This is a genomic window from Phosphitispora sp. TUW77, assembly GCF_048453025.1.
Taxonomy (GTDB): domain Bacteria; phylum Bacillota; class Thermincolia; order Thermincolales; family UBA2595; genus Phosphitispora.
In genome coordinates this window covers 2,757,535-2,772,955 of record NZ_CP156677.1, presented here as the reverse complement: position 1 = coordinate 2,772,955, position 15,421 = coordinate 2,757,535, and the positions used below count along the sequence as shown (strand labels likewise).

The 15,421-nt window shown below is 43.5% G+C and carries 17 protein-coding genes; all 17 read left to right on the top strand.

Annotation, left to right across the window (positions count from 1 at the left end; translation table 11 throughout):
* Positions 1 to 23 precede the first annotated feature (23 nt).
* The 17 genes from ABFY19_RS13395 (at position 24) to ABFY19_RS13315 (ending at position 15,420) form a co-directional block, all read left to right on the top strand.
* A complete protein-coding gene (locus tag ABFY19_RS13395) occupies positions 24 to 662 on the top strand; it encodes a YIP1 family protein (RefSeq protein ID WP_418791152.1) in 639 nt (212 codons plus the stop codon).
* A 185-nt stretch (positions 663 to 847) separates the two neighbouring features.
* The gene (locus ABFY19_RS13390) at positions 848 to 1,225 is read left to right on the top strand and encodes a response regulator (RefSeq protein WP_418791151.1); all 378 of its coding nucleotides are present in this window, start codon (positions 848 to 850) and stop codon (positions 1,223 to 1,225) included.
* Positions 1,226 to 1,322: 97 nt separating this feature from the next.
* On the top strand, positions 1,323 to 2,006 hold the full coding sequence (locus ABFY19_RS13385) for a hypothetical protein (RefSeq protein ID WP_418791150.1): 684 nt from the start codon (positions 1,323 to 1,325) through the stop codon (positions 2,004 to 2,006).
* 73 nt (positions 2,007 to 2,079) lie between these two features.
* Positions 2,080 to 2,934, top strand: coding sequence for a class II fructose-1,6-bisphosphate aldolase (locus ABFY19_RS13380; protein ID WP_418791149.1), 855 nt, complete (start codon positions 2,080 to 2,082; stop codon positions 2,932 to 2,934).
* Positions 2,935 to 3,005: 71 nt separating this feature from the next.
* Positions 3,006 to 3,653: a fructose-6-phosphate aldolase gene (gene fsa / locus ABFY19_RS13375; protein WP_418791148.1), complete on the top strand. Its 648-nt coding sequence runs from the start codon at positions 3,006 to 3,008 to the stop codon at positions 3,651 to 3,653.
* Between the two features lie 161 nt (positions 3,654 to 3,814).
* A complete protein-coding gene (glpX, locus tag ABFY19_RS13370; protein ID WP_418792611.1) occupies positions 3,815 to 4,780 on the top strand; it encodes a class II fructose-bisphosphatase in 966 nt (321 codons plus the stop codon).
* Positions 4,781 to 4,868: 88 nt separating this feature from the next.
* Positions 4,869 to 5,345 carry a DUF2062 domain-containing protein gene (locus ABFY19_RS13365; protein ID WP_418791147.1) on the top strand — a complete coding sequence of 159 codons (477 nt, stop codon included), beginning with the start codon at positions 4,869 to 4,871 and terminating at the stop codon, positions 5,343 to 5,345.
* Positions 5,336 to 5,812 (top strand): DUF2062 domain-containing protein, encoded by a 477-nt coding sequence (locus ABFY19_RS13360; RefSeq protein WP_418791146.1) that lies wholly within the window; start codon positions 5,336 to 5,338, stop codon positions 5,810 to 5,812. The genes ABFY19_RS13365 and ABFY19_RS13360 overlap by 10 nt, the downstream gene beginning before the upstream one ends.
* Before the next feature lie 95 nt (positions 5,813 to 5,907).
* The gene (rho, locus tag ABFY19_RS13355; RefSeq protein ID WP_418791145.1) at positions 5,908 to 7,167 is read left to right on the top strand and encodes a transcription termination factor Rho; all 1,260 of its coding nucleotides are present in this window, start codon (positions 5,908 to 5,910) and stop codon (positions 7,165 to 7,167) included.
* Between the two features lie 222 nt (positions 7,168 to 7,389).
* Positions 7,390 to 8,256, top strand: a complete 867-nt coding sequence (locus tag ABFY19_RS13350) for a peptidoglycan DD-metalloendopeptidase family protein (protein ID WP_418791144.1) — start codon at positions 7,390 to 7,392, stop codon at positions 8,254 to 8,256.
* A 121-nt stretch (positions 8,257 to 8,377) separates the two neighbouring features.
* Positions 8,378 to 9,640 (top strand): radical SAM protein, encoded by a 1,263-nt coding sequence (locus tag ABFY19_RS13345; RefSeq protein ID WP_418791143.1) that lies wholly within the window; start codon positions 8,378 to 8,380, stop codon positions 9,638 to 9,640.
* Between the two features lie 89 nt (positions 9,641 to 9,729).
* Positions 9,730 to 9,927, top strand: coding sequence for a 50S ribosomal protein L31 (gene rpmE / locus ABFY19_RS13340; protein ID WP_418791142.1), 198 nt, complete (start codon positions 9,730 to 9,732; stop codon positions 9,925 to 9,927).
* Between the two features lie 150 nt (positions 9,928 to 10,077).
* Positions 10,078 to 10,908, top strand: a complete 831-nt coding sequence (locus ABFY19_RS13335) for a DUF1385 domain-containing protein (RefSeq protein WP_418792610.1) — start codon at positions 10,078 to 10,080, stop codon at positions 10,906 to 10,908.
* Positions 10,909 to 10,965: 57 nt separating this feature from the next.
* Entirely contained in the window at positions 10,966 to 12,033 is a 1,068-nt protein-coding gene (gene prfA / locus ABFY19_RS13330) for a peptide chain release factor 1 (RefSeq protein WP_418791141.1), read from the top strand.
* 3 nt (positions 12,034 to 12,036) lie between these two features.
* On the top strand, positions 12,037 to 12,894 hold the full coding sequence (gene prmC / locus ABFY19_RS13325; protein ID WP_418791140.1) for a peptide chain release factor N(5)-glutamine methyltransferase: 858 nt from the start codon (positions 12,037 to 12,039) through the stop codon (positions 12,892 to 12,894).
* Positions 12,895 to 12,911: 17 nt separating this feature from the next.
* Positions 12,912 to 14,195, top strand: a complete 1,284-nt coding sequence (locus tag ABFY19_RS13320; protein ID WP_418791139.1) for an SLC13 family permease — start codon at positions 12,912 to 12,914, stop codon at positions 14,193 to 14,195.
* A gap of 187 nt (positions 14,196 to 14,382) precedes the next feature.
* Positions 14,383 to 15,420, top strand: coding sequence for an L-threonylcarbamoyladenylate synthase (locus ABFY19_RS13315; protein WP_418791138.1), 1,038 nt, complete (start codon positions 14,383 to 14,385; stop codon positions 15,418 to 15,420).
* The last annotated feature ends 1 nt before the right edge of the window (position 15,421 follow it).

The following is a 15,421-nucleotide window of genomic DNA, read 5'->3' as shown; positions in this document are numbered from 1 at the left end:
TACAGTGATAGGGGATATGTTTTATGGGTGATTTAGCGCTTGTTGACAGCAAAGACCGTTTGGGCTTTGCGGAATTGGTATATGGGACAATTTTTTCACCGGCGGTCACCTTTGCCAGGGTTTCCAGGGAAAACCACTTGTTTAACGGGTTCATTATTTTTCTTACTGTAACATTGCTCAGTTATGTGGTAAATTTCCTTAATGCCAGAAACTATTATGATTTATTGCCGCGATTATCTGAGCCAATCATTGCTGTTATTCCATATCTAGGAATTTTAGCCACAGTCTCAACGTTTTTATTTTGGTTTATTCAGGCCGGTATCCTTCAAGTTTTTGCAGAACTGTTAGGAGGCAAGGGGAATGCGCTTCAAATCTTGACAGTATTGGCGCTGGCAGGAATCCCAAAAGTTTTTGCTGTGCCGTTTCAGGTGCTGGGCGCTTTTTTACCGGGCCCTGTTGCTACTATTGTTCCCGCTATTGTTGTTATCTTGTTAGGGTGGTCAGTGGCGTTAATTGTTATAGGCCTTCGCGAAGTCCATGGGATTTCTATGGGGAGGGCGGTTGCGGTTCTTGTTATACCTATAGGTGTGTTGAGTTTAGTGTTCCTGATTATTGCGGTTTCCATGGTTGGATTTTTGATTCCTTTGATTAACAATGTTTAGCAGCAAGTGCATTTTGTAGAATAATAATGTAATAGTACGATATGTTTATATTTAGGAAAGAAGGGAAACATTGTTCTATCTAGAAATATTCTTAAATATTGAAGATTTAGCTAAATATAAATATATAAGTATAAGTATAAGTATGGGTAGGGTTTAAAGGGCAATAAAGAGAGGAGACATGATGAGTGAAGGCAAAAATATTAATAGTTGATGACCAAAGGGGAGTGCGGAGATTACTATATGAAGCTTTTAATGAAGAGGGATATGAAGTGGAAATGGCTGCCAGTGGATACGAGGCCCTTGAGAAAGTAAAAAATGCGATGCCTGATTTAATATTAATGGATATGAAAATGCCCGGGATGAATGGATTGGAAACATTGCATGAAATAAAAAAAATTAATGACTCTGTTGTTGTGATAATGATGACTGCATATGGGGAACTTGAAATTGTTACCGAGGCTATGAAACTTGGGATAAAGGAATATATAACAAAGCCTTTTGATATAAATGAATTAAGGGCAACTATAAAAAAGTTGGTGATGAAACAAAAGGTTGAAATCTGAACATATTATAATATCGCGTATGTAAGCAACTACCTCCTGGGGAAAAGAGGAATTTTATTGTTGGCGGCGAAATAAAAATATTTAAGGAGGGGTTGCCATGATTATTGCTACTGATTTTCTTATCGCTATGCGTTGCCCGTTATGTGGGAAATTGGATTTTCATTCGATTTCTCGTTTTGCCTTTGTGGGCGTTAAAAATATAAAAATAACATGTGCTTGTGGAGCCCCTAAGTTGATTATTGGCACTAAAAACTGCCGGCAATTTTGGCTGCAAGTACCATGTATGCTTTGTGAGACTAACCACCTGGTATATTATAAGGCCAAACAGCTTTGGGCTAATAAAGTCGAATTTTTTTACTGTAATGATACTAATGTAGAACTTGGTTTTTTCGGTCCTGAGGAAAAAGTTTATGCTTTGGCTGAGAAATATGAATACGGTCTGGAATCACTTTTTGACGGCCTGGGTTATGATGATTACTTTTATAATCCCGAAATTATGTTTGAGGTATTAAATTGTCTTCACGATGTGGCTGAAGAGGGTTTTCTCTACTGTGAATGTGGAAGCAGCCAGATTGAAATAGACATATTTCCTGACAGGGTTGAGCTGAATTGCAAAGATTGTAAAAGTATCAGGGCGGTTTATGCTGAAAATGATGAAGACTTAATTAAGATTAAGGATACCCCAAAAATAGTGTTGGTTGATAATGGGCTAAAGTTGTTAAAAAAACTCAGCAAAGCTAAAAAAGGAAAAAGGCGAAGTTTGAAACCTGCCAAGGATTAGTTAACTACGCATTAAATCAAGTTTTTAACACAAACTAAATCATTAATAAATAATAAGGAGGAACGATGATACCATGTCTCTAGTCCCAATCAGTGAACTATTAAATAAGGCTGAACAGGGTTGTTATGCTGTGGGAGCTTTTAACTGCAACAATATGGAAATAGTACAGGCAATCATTGCTGCTGCCGAGGCAGAAAACTCCCCGGTGATTATGCAGGCAAGCCAGGGGGCAATAAAATACGCCGGTATTGACTATATAACTGCCATGGCGAGGATTGCCGCGGAAAATGCATCTGTGCCGGTAGCCCTGCATCTTGACCACGGAACAAGTTTTGAGCAGGTAATGTTATGTATCCGGAAAGGCTTTAGTTCTGTAATGATTGATGGTTCCAAGTACGCTTTTGAAGATAACATAGCACTTACTAACAGAGTTCTTGCTGTCGCCAGGGCCGTAGGCGTTTCTGTTGAAGCTGAACTTGGTAAAATTGGCGGCACTGAAGATGATATTCATGTTGATGAGAGGGATGCCCTTTTTACAAAGCCTGAAGAAGCCAAAGAATTTGTTGAAAGGACCGGAGTAGATGCCCTTGCGGTTGCTATAGGCACTGCTCATGGGCAGTATAAAGGTATCCCGGAACTGGATTTTTCGAGGTTGGAAAAAATAAGGTCCTTGGTTAATATTCCGATAGTACTGCACGGTTCTTCCGGTGTTGCTGATGAGGATATTGCCAAGGCTATTAAGCTGGGCGTAAGAAAAGTTAATATAGATACAAACATTCGGGAAGCTTTTGTGCAGGCTTGTAGAGATGTACTAAACAGGGATGCTGGGGAAATAGACCCCCGAAAAGTTCTAGGGCCTGCCAGGGAAGCGGCTACTAAACTTATCAGGGAAAAGATCAGGCTGTTTGGCAGCTCTGGAAAGGCATGATGAAAAGCGGCGTAAGCCGCTTTTATCCGATTTGGCAAGTCAAGCTATTGATGTAAGGGGGTATGCAAACCTTGAAAATTTTTATTGATACAGCTAATATAGAAGAAATAAGAAGTTCCGAACGCCTTGGAGTAATCAGTGGAGTAACTACAAACCCCTCACTTATTGCCAAAGAGGGAAAAAATTTTATGGAAGTAGTTCATCAAATTTGCAGCATTGTTGACGGGCCTATCAGTGCTGAAGTTATTAGCCTAAATGCGGATGGAATGCTTTCTGAGGCTGAAGAACTTGCCAAAATCCACAAAAATATTGTAATCAAAATTCCTATGACGGCAGAGGGATTGACAGCAGTTAAAATCCTTTCAGAGAAAAAAATAAAGACAAATGTCACCCTTGTCTTTTCCGCTAACCAGGCTCTGCTGGCCGCTTTAGCAGGAGCAACTTATGTCAGTCCTTTTGTCGGCAGACTTGATGACATTGGTCAGGATGGGATGGATTTAATACGGGATATTGTACAGATTTATGAGAACTATGATTTTGAAACCCAAATTATTGCGGCAAGCATCAGGCATCCTATACACGTGACTGAGGCGGCTAAATCAGGGGCTCATATTGCTACTGTGCCATTCAAAGTGATAATGCAGATGACAAAACATGCCCTTACAGATTTGGGTATTGATAAATTCTTGGCAGATTGGGAAACAGTAAAAAACAAGTAGGAGGGGCCCTCAAAGTAAGTACAAACTTAAGCCACTGTAAAGTGGCTTTTGTATGTAAAATTATTGGTATTGAAGCAGGAACCAGCGCATATAAAGTAGAAGATAGTATAACACAATCATTGTATAATGTTATACTAATTATTGTTTTGGGAGGGGTTTGTGTGATTCGGGAACTGGCAATGGAATTTGCTCGCGTAACGGAAGCGGCCGCTATTGCATCTGCAAGATGGATGGGCCGTGGGGAAAAAGAAAAAGCTGATGATGCAGCTGTTGTTGCTATGAGGTCTGTATTTAGCACGGTGCAGATTGACGGGACGGTTGTTATTGGTGAAGGTGAGATGGATGAGGCTCCGATGCTGTACATAGGAGAGAGAGTAGGTGCCGGAGTGGATCCGAAGGTTGATATTGCAGTTGATCCGGTAGAAGGGACCAACAATGTTTCCAGGGGCCTTAATAATGCTATTGCTGTTGTGGCGGTTACGGATACAGGAGGGTTTCTTCATGCTCCAGATATGTATATGGATAAAATTGCAGTCGGACCCAAGGCCAAAGGTAAAATTCATTTGGATGCACCGGTTATTTCTAATCTGAAGGTGGTTGCTGAAGTAAATGATAAAGATATTGAGGACCTCACTGTAGTAATCCTTAACAGGCCAAGGCATGAAAAGATTATTAAAGAGGTTCGTGCGGCAGGTGCGCGTATTAAGCTGATTCAGGATGGTGATGTGGCACCGGCGGTAGCTGCGGCTATGGCAGGCACAGGTGTGGATATGTTGTTGGGGATAGGCGGCGCTCCCGAGGGGGTTTTGGCAGCTGCGGCCTTAAAATGTCTCGGAGGGGAAATGCAGGCAAGGCTATGGCCTGAAGATGATGAAGATATTAAAAGGGCTCAAAAATTGGGAATAGGGGATATTAATCGTTTACTAACAATGGATGACCTTGTAAAGACGGATGATGTTGTTTTTGCCGCTACTGGGATTACCGATGGTGACTTGGTTCAGGGGGTAAGATTTTTTGGAAATGGCGCCAGAACCCATACTGTTGTTATGAGGGCAGTTACCGGCACAGTTAGGTTTATTGATGCAATTCACAAGTTGGACAAAAAACCGTTTACCTACAGAAGATGATTTGCTATTATGCCATGCTTGACGGGTGAATGGGCTGGTGATATACTAGGGGCAGCATCAGGAAGTAAATTGGTTCCGGTGAGAGATAGTGATTAACAGACGCCTGAGATATAATTTAATAAGGTTTATGAGACTTAAGGGGGCTCCTGGCAAGCTTGCCCTCGGTTTTGCAATTGGTGCCTGTGTAAACTTTTTTCCGACATTCGGGTTTGGAATCCCGTTGGCCGGGATTGTTGCAGGCATTGTGTTTGCGAATATTCCTGCAGGATTGTTGGGAGATGTTATTTTCAAGCCATTATTCCCGTTTTTTTTCTATCTTAATATGGTAACGGGTTCTTTTTTGTGGGCAAATCAAATTCAAGATGTCAGGCATGTTTGGGCTGGGTTGCTATCCCCTGCTCTATTGGTAAATTGTGGGAAAATATTTTTCACCGGTGCGCTGGTTAACAGTGTAATTCTTGGTGTAATTCTTTATGTTTTTATGTTTTTTATTGTTGAACGTTACCGGATGACGTTCCTCAGAAGGCTCATAAGCAAAAACAGGAGGAACAGGGTTTGCGCCTAAAAAGGTACATTAAATATCAATATTTTAAGATGATTCGGCTTAGGGATACGCCATCAAAAGTTGCTAAAGGTGCAGGTCTGGGGTTTGGAATGGATTTTGCTATACCGGTACCTTTGGTGAGCATTTTTATAGCATTCGTGTTTGCCCGGGTTCTGAAGGTAAACAGTCTGGCAGCTGTCATGTCGGCAACTGGTTTGAAGCCGTTCTTTCCTGGGATTGTATTGATTAATTTATATACTCAATCTATTTTGGTTTCCCTTTTTCCTGTTTTGGGCAGGTTGGTATTGCCTCAGGCCGAGGGAACCACTTTTCTGGAAAATGTATTAAATAGTATTCTTTCCAGAGGAGGTCCTTATTTGTTGGCAGGAATTATTAATGGTGTGGTTGTGTTTGTACTCACATATGTGGTTTTATACTTCTTACTTAACACGAGGCTGGAGAAACTTAAATCCAGAATCAGAAAATAAAGGATTTACAGGGACTTTTTGGCGGGCTGTATGAATAAGCTTTCTACCATTAGGGTACAATATTAATATGAATTACTTTTTAGGAGGGCTATTATTTGAATGTTTCCGATTTGGAATCAAAAACAATGGTAGAGCTTTATGAAATGGCTAAGAATCTTGAGATTCAGGCTTATTATAAGCTCCGCAAAAAGGAACTGATTTTTGAAATTGTCAAGGTAAAGTCAAGCAAAGAACAATCTACCCTATTCGCTGAAGGGGTATTAGAAATTCTTCCGGATGGCTATGGGTTTTTACGGCCTTTTAGTTATGTTCCCAGTCAGGACGATATTTACGTTTCTCCATCTCAAATTAGGAGATTTGACTTGCGGACAGGGGACTTTGTTGGAGGGCAGGTCAGGCCGCCTAGGGATAATGAACGTTATTTTGCTCTTCTTCGGGTAGAGTACATAAATAAAATAAGTATTAATGATGCTGCAAGAAGGATACACTTTGACGGGTTAACACCCATATATCCAGACCAAAGAATTAACCTTGAAGTAGGACCAGAAATGGCTGTTACCAGGGTTATCGATCTGGTATCACCAATTGGGAAAGGCCAGAGGGGTCTGATCGTATCCCCGCCTAAAGCCGGTAAAACAGTTCTTCTCAAACAGATTGCCAACAGCATTACAACCAATTATCCTGAAATAAACCTTATGGTACTGCTGATTGATGAAAGGCCTGAAGAGGTTACCGATATGCAGAGGTCTGTAAAAGGTGAGGTTATCAGCTCTACCTTTGATGAACCGGCCGAAAATCATGTCAAGGTGGCGGAAATGGTGTTGGAGCGAGCTAAGAGGCTGGTGGAACACAAAAAAGATGTGGTGATTTTGCTGGATAGCATTACCAGGCTTGCCAGGGCATATAACCTTGTTGAGCCCTCAAGCGGCAGGACGTTGTCGGGTGGTGTAGACCCCAGTGCGCTGCATAAGCCGAAACGGTTTTTTGGAGCCGCCCGCAATATTGAAGAGGGAGGCAGCCTGACGATACTGGCGACTGCTCTGGTGGAAACTGGCAGCCGCATGGATGATGTTATTTTTGAAGAGTTTAAAGGTACAGGAAATATGGAGCTGATCCTTGACAGGAAGCTGGCCGACCGCAGGTTATTCCCTGCAATCGATATCAAGCGTTCCGGCACACGTAAGGAGGACTTGCTGTTAAGCAAGGAAGAAATGGAATTAATGTGGAACCTGCGAAAAACCTTCAGCCAGTCTACTACTACAGAGGCAATTGAACTCCTCATGGAAATATTAAAAAAGACCAAGTCAAACAGAGAGTTGATGGTAAAGAGTTCGGATTTTTCCAGGGCGATGTAAAGAAATAAGGATCGGGGTAGATGTATTCCTCCGGCGGGCTACAACTCAGCCGGCTAACCACTCGCGCGCAGCGCTCGTGGGCCGGCTGATGTCAGACTTCGCCTTCCGGAACACATCTATCCCTTTTTTAATTATAATATAAGGCTCATTATGTATAAATGTTTAAAAAGCATAGGGAAGGGGAGAATATAGGAGAAATGTTTTTTCGGGGAGGAAGAAAAGGTGAATTTTAGAAAGATACAAAAAGCGGTATTTGCAGTGTTGCTGGCGTTTGTTATGACTTGTTTTGCCGGGTACGGTTCGCCGGCCGAGGAAAGAAAGCAAGAACCGTTGCAAGAAATGTCACGTGAATTGTCACGTGAATTGTCACAAGAACCGGTATACTATACGGTGAAAAAGGGTGATTGTCTTTGGTCCGTGGCTCAACAATACCATGTAGCGCTGAGCTCGCTGGCTTATCTTAATGAGCTTGACCAGGAAAGCTTTCTCTATGAGGGTGATATGATAACCATTCCTGTAGGTGATACCATTACTTATACGGTAAATTCCGGGGATACACTCTGGGGACTTTCCCGCAGATTTAGTATTCCTATGGCAGAACTGGCGGAGAAAAACGGTTTCCAGCCTGCTGACCTTTTGTTATCAGGCCAAAAATTGATTCTTCCGGCTTCCAGTTCAGTAATTGATGTAATTAGTAATAATACAAGAGTGAAAATACCTTTATTGAATGCCTGGCCTGTTAAAGGGGTGGTTTCATCACCTTTTGGGATCAGGAATGGCAGGATGCATGAAGGGACAGATATAGCTGCGGAATGGGGAAGCCCGATTAAGGCAGTAGCAGGCGGCAAAATTGTTTTCTCAGGCAGCCGGGGTGATTATGGCAAGACTGTAATTATCGATCATGGGAACGGGTTCCGGAGTTTGTATGGACATGCTTCTTACTTGGATGTAAATACAGGTGACCGGGTTAGTCAGGGAGAAGTTATTGCCCGGATTGGAAGTACCGGACGTTCCACGGGGCCGCACTTACATTTAGAGCTGTTGTACCGCGGAACACCTTATAACCCCCAACATTATCTGCCTAATTAACATTTAGTTATGTGTAGTTGAATCAACAGCAGGATAAAGGGCCGTTTAGGCCTTTTCTTTTTTTTATAAAAGTAATATAATGTAATTTAAATTGAATTGGGCTAAACTAAGGAGATTGAGTATGTTTCAGTTGTTGTATGCAGATAGCAAAGGAAGGATGTATGAGCACCCGGAGGCGCTGGCTGTGGGGCGTACCGGGGGACTGTTTGCAGAAATTGAGGAAGAAGAGATGATTCCTTTACCCGAAGGGGCCTCGCTGGTTATGGTGCCGGGAGGGGTTCCGGTAGCAATTGGGGCAAATGGGAGCTTCAATGAACTAACCTCAGCTCCTGACGGTGCCCCTTGTTTTGCTGTCGGAGCTTTGCTGCCTCAAGGTTTTGCCAGAACAATGCTCCCAGCATACCGGCGTAAGGACAAACATCCCTTGCCCCTATTTGGCTATGCAGCAGTGGGGTGGAAAGACGGCAGGGTTTACGTTGCTGCAGTACAGACCGACAACCTGGAGAAATGGAACCCTTCCCATTATGGGACCTCCGAGTTGCCAGGGTTGGTTTATGATATGCTTGACAGGCAGGGAAATAACAGGGTTATTACACAATTGGCAAAGTGTGCACTGGAGTACAATTGCTTTACTGCCCAGAATATTTTTTACCGGAGGTGGGAAGGGGGTATTCCGGTATCGCCGGTATGTAATGCCAGGTGCCTGGGCTGTATCTCCTTGCAGCCTGCAGAGTGCTGCCCGGCACCTCAGAGCAGAATAGGTTTTGTACCCGAGATGTGGGAAGTGACAGACATAGCTGTTCCACACCTTATCGAGGCTGAAGGAGCTATCATAAGTTTTGGGCAGGGGTGTGAGGGGGAACCCTCCCTGCAGGCGCCCCTGATATCTGAAGCAATAAAAAATATTCGCAGCTATACAGGAGCAGGTACTATAAATATGAACACAAATGCAGGTAATACTGCAGGTATCAAGGAAATCTGTTCTGCCGGAATTGATTCCCTGCGTGTCAGTACTATCAGTGCCAGGGAAGAAACATATACCGGTTATTATGTCCCCATAAGTTACCGGTGGCAGGATGTATATGATTCCATAGCTTTTGCCAGGGATAAGGGAACCTATGTATCCCTTAACCTGCTGATCTTTCCTGGGCTAACAGATATACCTGAAGAAGCCGAGGCGCTGGTTGCTTTACTTGCAAAGCTTGATATAAATATGGTTCAGATACGCAATCTCAATATAGACCCCGATTTTTTGTCTTCCAGGATTCCTCTGGCATCTAACGAGGTAATGGGTATCAATAATTTCATTGATTTTTTGAAAGCAGAGCTGCCGGGACTTGAAATTGGCAATTATTCCAGGCCTGTACGAAATAATGACATTTGAAACTGAAAACGGTTGCATACCCATAAGCCGTATGATATAATAATAAAAGTTGACAATTGGTGATATTTCCAGAAAAGAGGTGAAGGGCCATGAAAAAGGACATTCATCCAAAGTACGAGGCAACAGTGGTTACCTGTGCTTGTGGTGAGACTTTTGAGTCAGGATCAACTAAAAAGCAGTTAAAGGTGGAGATTTGCTCCAAATGCCATCCTTTTTTTACAGGAAAGCAAAAATTTGTTGATACCAGTGGCCGTGTGGATAAATTCAAGAAAAAATACGGAATGTAATCACATACGGGATGTAATCACAGCAGAGCAACCGGCTCTGCTCTTTTAATATTGAGAAAGCTGATTGGACTCTACTCTTAAAATGCAAGGAGATGTATTTAGTTGAGTGATAAAGTGACATATGGAGGCCAAGCGGTTATCGAGGGTGTAATGATGCGCGGTCGCCAAAATGTGGCAATAGCAGTCAGAAAGCCTGACCATGATATTGTAGTTGAAGAGCGGCCAGTTAATTCTATTACCAAAAAACTGCCTTTTCTTAAGCTGCCCTTTTTCCGAGGTTCAGTTATGCTTTTTGAGTCACTTATTGTTGGCATTCAAGCATTGACATTTTCCGCGAGCCAAGCAGCTGCAGATGAGGAAGAACAGCTCAGCCCCTGGGAAATGGCACTGACCATAGCTGTGGCGGTAATATTGGCTATATTGCTTTTTATTGTTGCACCTACCAGTGCTGCCAGGCTTTTATATGTATTGGATAGTGTTGTTTTGATTAATTTTTTGGAAGGACTTTTGCGGATAGCTATTTTTTTGGTTTATGTACTGGCCATTTCACGCATGAAGGATATTCAGCGGGTTTTTCAGTATCATGGTGCCGAACACAAGGTTATCAGTACCTTTGAAGCCAATGAGAAGCTGGTAGTTGAGAACGTGAGGAAATATTCTCAGCTGCACCCGAGGTGTGGTACCAGCTTTCTGCTGATTGTAATGGTTATAATGGTATTTATTTTCAGCTTTTTGGGGAAACAGGACCTGTTAATGAGGATTGGCTCAAGGATTCTTCTTTTGCCGGTAGTCGCCGGAGTTTCTTATGAGGTCCTTAAGCTGTCGAGTAAGTATTGTAACTCCCCATTAATGAAAATTATAATTACCCCGGGACTGTGGCTGCAGAAACTTACTACAAGGGAACCGGATGACAGCCAGATTGAGGTGGCTATTGCATCACTTAAATCTGTGCTGGCAAAGGAAGAAGGGTTTACCGAATAATCGCAAGAAGCTATGCAATAATCGTATTTAATATAACTCAATTCAGAGGTGTGAGAAATGTTTGATAAATTACAGGCCCTTGAAGATAAGTATGAGCAGCTGGCCGGTTTGTTGAGTAATCCGGATGTTATTTCAAACCAGGCTGAGTGGCAGAAGCATGCCAAAGCACATGCTTCCATGACAGATGTAGTTACAGCTTACCGGGAGTACCGGGAAACCCTTCGTGGAATCGATGAAGCCAAGGAGATGCTTGAAGATAAACTTGAAGACGATTTTCGGGAAATGGTTAATCTGGAGCTGGAAGAATTAAAAGATAAAAGGGAAGAGCTGGAGACCAGGCTTAAAATACTTTTGCTGCCAAAGGATCCTAATGACGACAAAAACGTTATCATGGAAATCAGGGGCGGCGCCGGCGGTGAGGAGGCTGCCCTTTTTGCGGGGACGCTGTTCCGAATGTACAGCAGGTATGCTGAAGAGAGAGGCTGGAAAACTGAAATCCTTGGTTCAAATGCGACTGATATTGGAGGCTTTAAGGAAGTTGCTTTCCTTATTGAAGGCCAGGGTGCTTACAGCAGGCTTAAATTTGAAAGCGGGGTTCACCGGGTCCAGCGGGTACCGGCTACAGAATCATCAGGACGGATTCACACCTCTACGGTAACTGTTGCAGTGCTTCCTGAAGCGGAAGAAGTTGATATAGAAATAGACCCAAACGATCTAAGGATTGATGTATTTTGTTCCAGCGGTCCGGGTGGGCAGTCTGTTAATACGACCCAGTCGGCAGTCAGGGTCACACATATTCCCAGCGGGATTGTGGTTTCCTGTCAGGACGAGAAATCACAGCACAAGAATAAGGATAAGGCAATGCGTGTCTTAAGGGCCAGGCTGCTTGACAGGGCCCGCGAGGAACAGGACGCCCAGCTTGCCAGCACAAGGAAGAACCAGGTGGGCACAGGTGACCGCAGTGAAAGGATTAGAACCTATAATTATCCCCAGGGACGTGTTACCGACCATCGTATAGGCTTGACTTTGCATAAACTGGACCAGGTGCTGGAAGGAAATATGGATGAGATTATTGAAGCTTTAATTACAACTGACCAGGCCGAGAAATTAAAGCAGGTGGAATAAATTATGCCAACGGTAAGGGAGGTTTTGGCTGAGGCGGCGCAGGCTCTGCGCGGTAGTGGGATTGATACGGCCCGCCTAGATGCCGAGGTATTGCTGGCCTTTATATTAAACGTATCAAGAACCGACCTTTATATTAGAATCGACAGGGTTATTCCGGACAATAAATTAGGGGAATATTTTTCAGTTGTTGCCAGGCGCTCCCGCCGGGAGCCGGTTGCTTATATCACCGGGGAAAAAGAGTTTATGTCCCTTTCGTTTTTGGTTAACCGTGATGTGCTTATTCCCAGGCCTGAAACCGAAGTTATGGTTGAATGGGTTATTGAACGTGCTGGACCCGGTCAGGTTATTGTAGATGTGGGTACAGGCAGTGGAGCAATTGCTGTCAGCATTGCCAAATACTTGCCGGGAGTGCATATGTGGGCTGTTGATATCTCTGATGCTGCTTTGCGTGTGGCACGGGAAAATGCTCACAGGTTGGGAGTCCCGGATAAGATACAATTTTTAAATAGCAGCCTGCTTGATGGCATTCCGGCAAGCCTTTGCGGTAAAGTTGACTGGATAATTGCCAACCTGCCATATATTCCGTCTGCAGAGGTTTCCGGGCTCCAAACGGAAGTCTCCGGATATGAGCCTTATATTGCCTTGGACGGAGGGGCTGATGGCCTTGATTTATATAGAAAACTTGTTAACCCTGCATTTGAACTACTGGCAAAAGGGGGATGTTTTTGCCTGGAGATGGGCGCGGCTCAGACAAACGGGCTGATGAAATTGCTGCCTGAAGAAAAATGGGGGCAAGGCATTCAAGTTTTACAGGATTATGCCGGTCTTGACCGGTTTATTGTGATTCATAAGAAAACTTAAAGAAACGAGGGTCGTTTATGGAGAGCCAATTTCAGGCCTATATTGCAGTTGCTGTATTTTTGTTAACTTATGCTTTAATCATTTCTGAGAAGATTCACCGCACTGTCGTCGCATTATTTGGCGGTTTGCTGGTTATTTTTCTGGGCATTCTGGAACAGGAAAAGGCTATTGAAATGATTGACTTCAATACCCTAGGGCTCCTTGCCGGGATGATGATTATTGTCGCAATCACCAAACGCACCGGATTATTTGAGTTTCTGGCTATTAAGTCTGCCAAGTGGGCCAAGGGGGATCCGTGGCTGCTCATGATTGCTCTGAGCACAATCACTGCTGTGGCATCAGCCTTACTTGATAATGTGACAACAGTTTTATTAATAGTTCCGGTAACTTTTTCAATTACCCAAGAGCTGAAGATAAATCCCATTCCGTTTCTGGTTACCGAAATTATTGCTTCAAACATAGGGGGGACAGCGACACTTATCGGGGACCCGCCAAATATTATGATTGGGAGCCAGACACACCTTGGCTTCATGGATTTTGTCATAAATCTTGCTCTTCCGGCAATTGTAATTTATATTGTTACAATGATTTGTTTAAAGTTTATTTATGGCAAAAGGCTTAAGGTATCGGATAAACTGAAACAAAAGGTAATGGCATTTGATGAGAATGAAGCTATCAAAGATGTCCCGTTGTTAAAAAAGAGCCTTTTTGTATTAGGGTTAACAACCCTGGGGTTTATTCTTCACCAGTTTGTTCATATGGAATCGGCAACAATTGCCCTCGGCGGTGGTACTCTTTTAATGCTGTTGTCAAGGATTAACCCGGATCATGTGTTACACGAAGTAGAGTGGCCGGTTATATTTTTCTTTATCGGACTGTTCGTCTTGGTAGGCGGGCTTGAAGAAACCGGGATTATTGAGGCCTTGGCAGTTAAGTCCCTTGAGATAACCGGTGGGGAAATGGTTTCTACTTCAATGATAATTTTATGGCTTTCAGCTATAGCATCTGCTTTTGTAGACAATATACCGTTTGTGGCGACTATGATTCCTTTATTGAAGACCATGGGTGAATTGGGAGGAATGACAAACATAGACCCATTTTGGTGGTCTTTGGCCCTGGGCGCTTGCTTGGGCGGCAACGGTACTCTTATCGGGGCTTCAGCAAACGTTATTGTTGCTGGAATGGCTGAACACCGCAAACACCACATTTCTTTTTTAGGATATATGAAAATTGCTTTTCCGTTAATGATTATGTCAATAATCATATCTAGCATTTACGTATATTTACGGTATTTAATGTAAAACTATAATTGGTTTGGCTTTTCCCTTTATGATAATGCCTATTATCGTCTTCACTGGATATGTGTATTTGCGTTACTTTATCCTGGTTTAGTGACAGGGGGAATTCATTGGAATTCCCCCTGTTTAAACTTTGGAGACCGAGGAAGGAGATTGGCAGAAGATGACGGGCTGAGAGGGGTACCTTAAGATGCAAAAAAATACTGAGATGCTGAGTTCGATAGATGAGGACCTGGCAAAAGCGGCACAGCTTATCCGTGATGGTGGTCTGGTAGCATTTCCTACAGAAACAGTGTATGGTTTAGGAGCTAATGCCCTAGATCCTAAAGCTGTATCCGAAATTTTTAATGCGAAGGGGCGCCCCGCTGATAATCCTTTGATTGTACATATTTCAGATGTCAGCCAGGTATATAACTTATCTGATGAAGTTACTATTCCTGCGGAAAGGGTTATGGAAGCTTTCTGGCCGGGGCCTCTGACCGTAGTCCTGCCCAGAAAACCCGGTGTTCCCGATGTTGTTACTTCAGGTCTGGATACTGTGGCAGTGCGTATGCCGGATCATCCGGTAGCTCTTGGTATAATCAGCAGGGCCGGAGTGCCGGTGGCGGCACCTTCTGCTAATAGTTCCGGAAAACCTAGCCCTACAACGGCCGGGCATGTAGCTGAAGACTTATCTGGGAAAATAGATGCCGTTGTAGATGGGGGACCATGCCGGGTTGGGGTGGAATCTACGGTTATTGATCTAACCCAGGAGCCCCCTGTAATTTTGCGCCCAGGCGGAGTTACTCAGGAGGAACTGGAGGGGGTCCTGGGGCATGTGGAAACAGCTGCTTCTTTTGCAGAAGATTATGTGGGAGCACCTAGGTCACCTGGTATGAAATATCGTCATTATTCGCCAAAGGCCGAAGTGGTTTTGGTGATAGGAGAACACGCCGATGAGATTACTCAAAAAGTTAGTGAATTATTAGCCAAATATCACTGTCAAGGAAAAATTACCGGAGTTTTAGCAGCAGCCGAAACTGCTGCTAAATACAGTTCTGATGCTGTTTTTAACCTGGGCAGCAGGGAATGTCCGGAGGAAATTGCCCGGAGCCTGTTTTACGGATTGCGTTATCTGGACATGCAGGGTGTTGACATAATTATATCTGAGGGGTATTCTGAAAAAGGGATCGGGGCAGCGGTGATGAACAGGCTTAAAAAAGCTGCAGGAAGTATCATCTTTCTTTAGG

What these genes read in the sequence shown, in the direction of transcription:
- ABFY19_RS13335 (WP_418792610.1), top strand. Translation starts at nt 10,078, where the DNA reads ATGATGCGCGGTCGCCAAAATGTGGCAATAGCAGTCAGAAAGCCTGAC.
- ABFY19_RS13320 (WP_418791139.1), top strand. Translation starts at nt 12,912, where the DNA reads ATGGAGAGCCAATTTCAGGCCTATATTGCAGTTGCTGTATTTTTGTTA.
- rpmE (WP_418791142.1), top strand. Translation starts at nt 9,730, where the DNA reads ATGAAAAAGGACATTCATCCAAAGTACGAGGCAACAGTGGTTACCTGT.
- prfA (WP_418791141.1), top strand. Translation starts at nt 10,966, where the DNA reads ATGTTTGATAAATTACAGGCCCTTGAAGATAAGTATGAGCAGCTGGCC.
- ABFY19_RS13315 (WP_418791138.1), top strand. Translation starts at nt 14,383, where the DNA reads ATGCAAAAAAATACTGAGATGCTGAGTTCGATAGATGAGGACCTGGCA.
- ABFY19_RS13385 (WP_418791150.1), top strand. Translation starts at nt 1,323, where the DNA reads ATGATTATTGCTACTGATTTTCTTATCGCTATGCGTTGCCCGTTATGT.
- ABFY19_RS13345 (WP_418791143.1), top strand. Translation starts at nt 8,378, where the DNA reads ATGTTTCAGTTGTTGTATGCAGATAGCAAAGGAAGGATGTATGAGCAC.
- prmC (WP_418791140.1), top strand. Translation starts at nt 12,037, where the DNA reads ATGCCAACGGTAAGGGAGGTTTTGGCTGAGGCGGCGCAGGCTCTGCGC.
- ABFY19_RS13395 (WP_418791152.1), top strand. Translation starts at nt 24, where the DNA reads ATGGGTGATTTAGCGCTTGTTGACAGCAAAGACCGTTTGGGCTTTGCG.
- ABFY19_RS13380 (WP_418791149.1), top strand. Translation starts at nt 2,080, where the DNA reads ATGTCTCTAGTCCCAATCAGTGAACTATTAAATAAGGCTGAACAGGGT.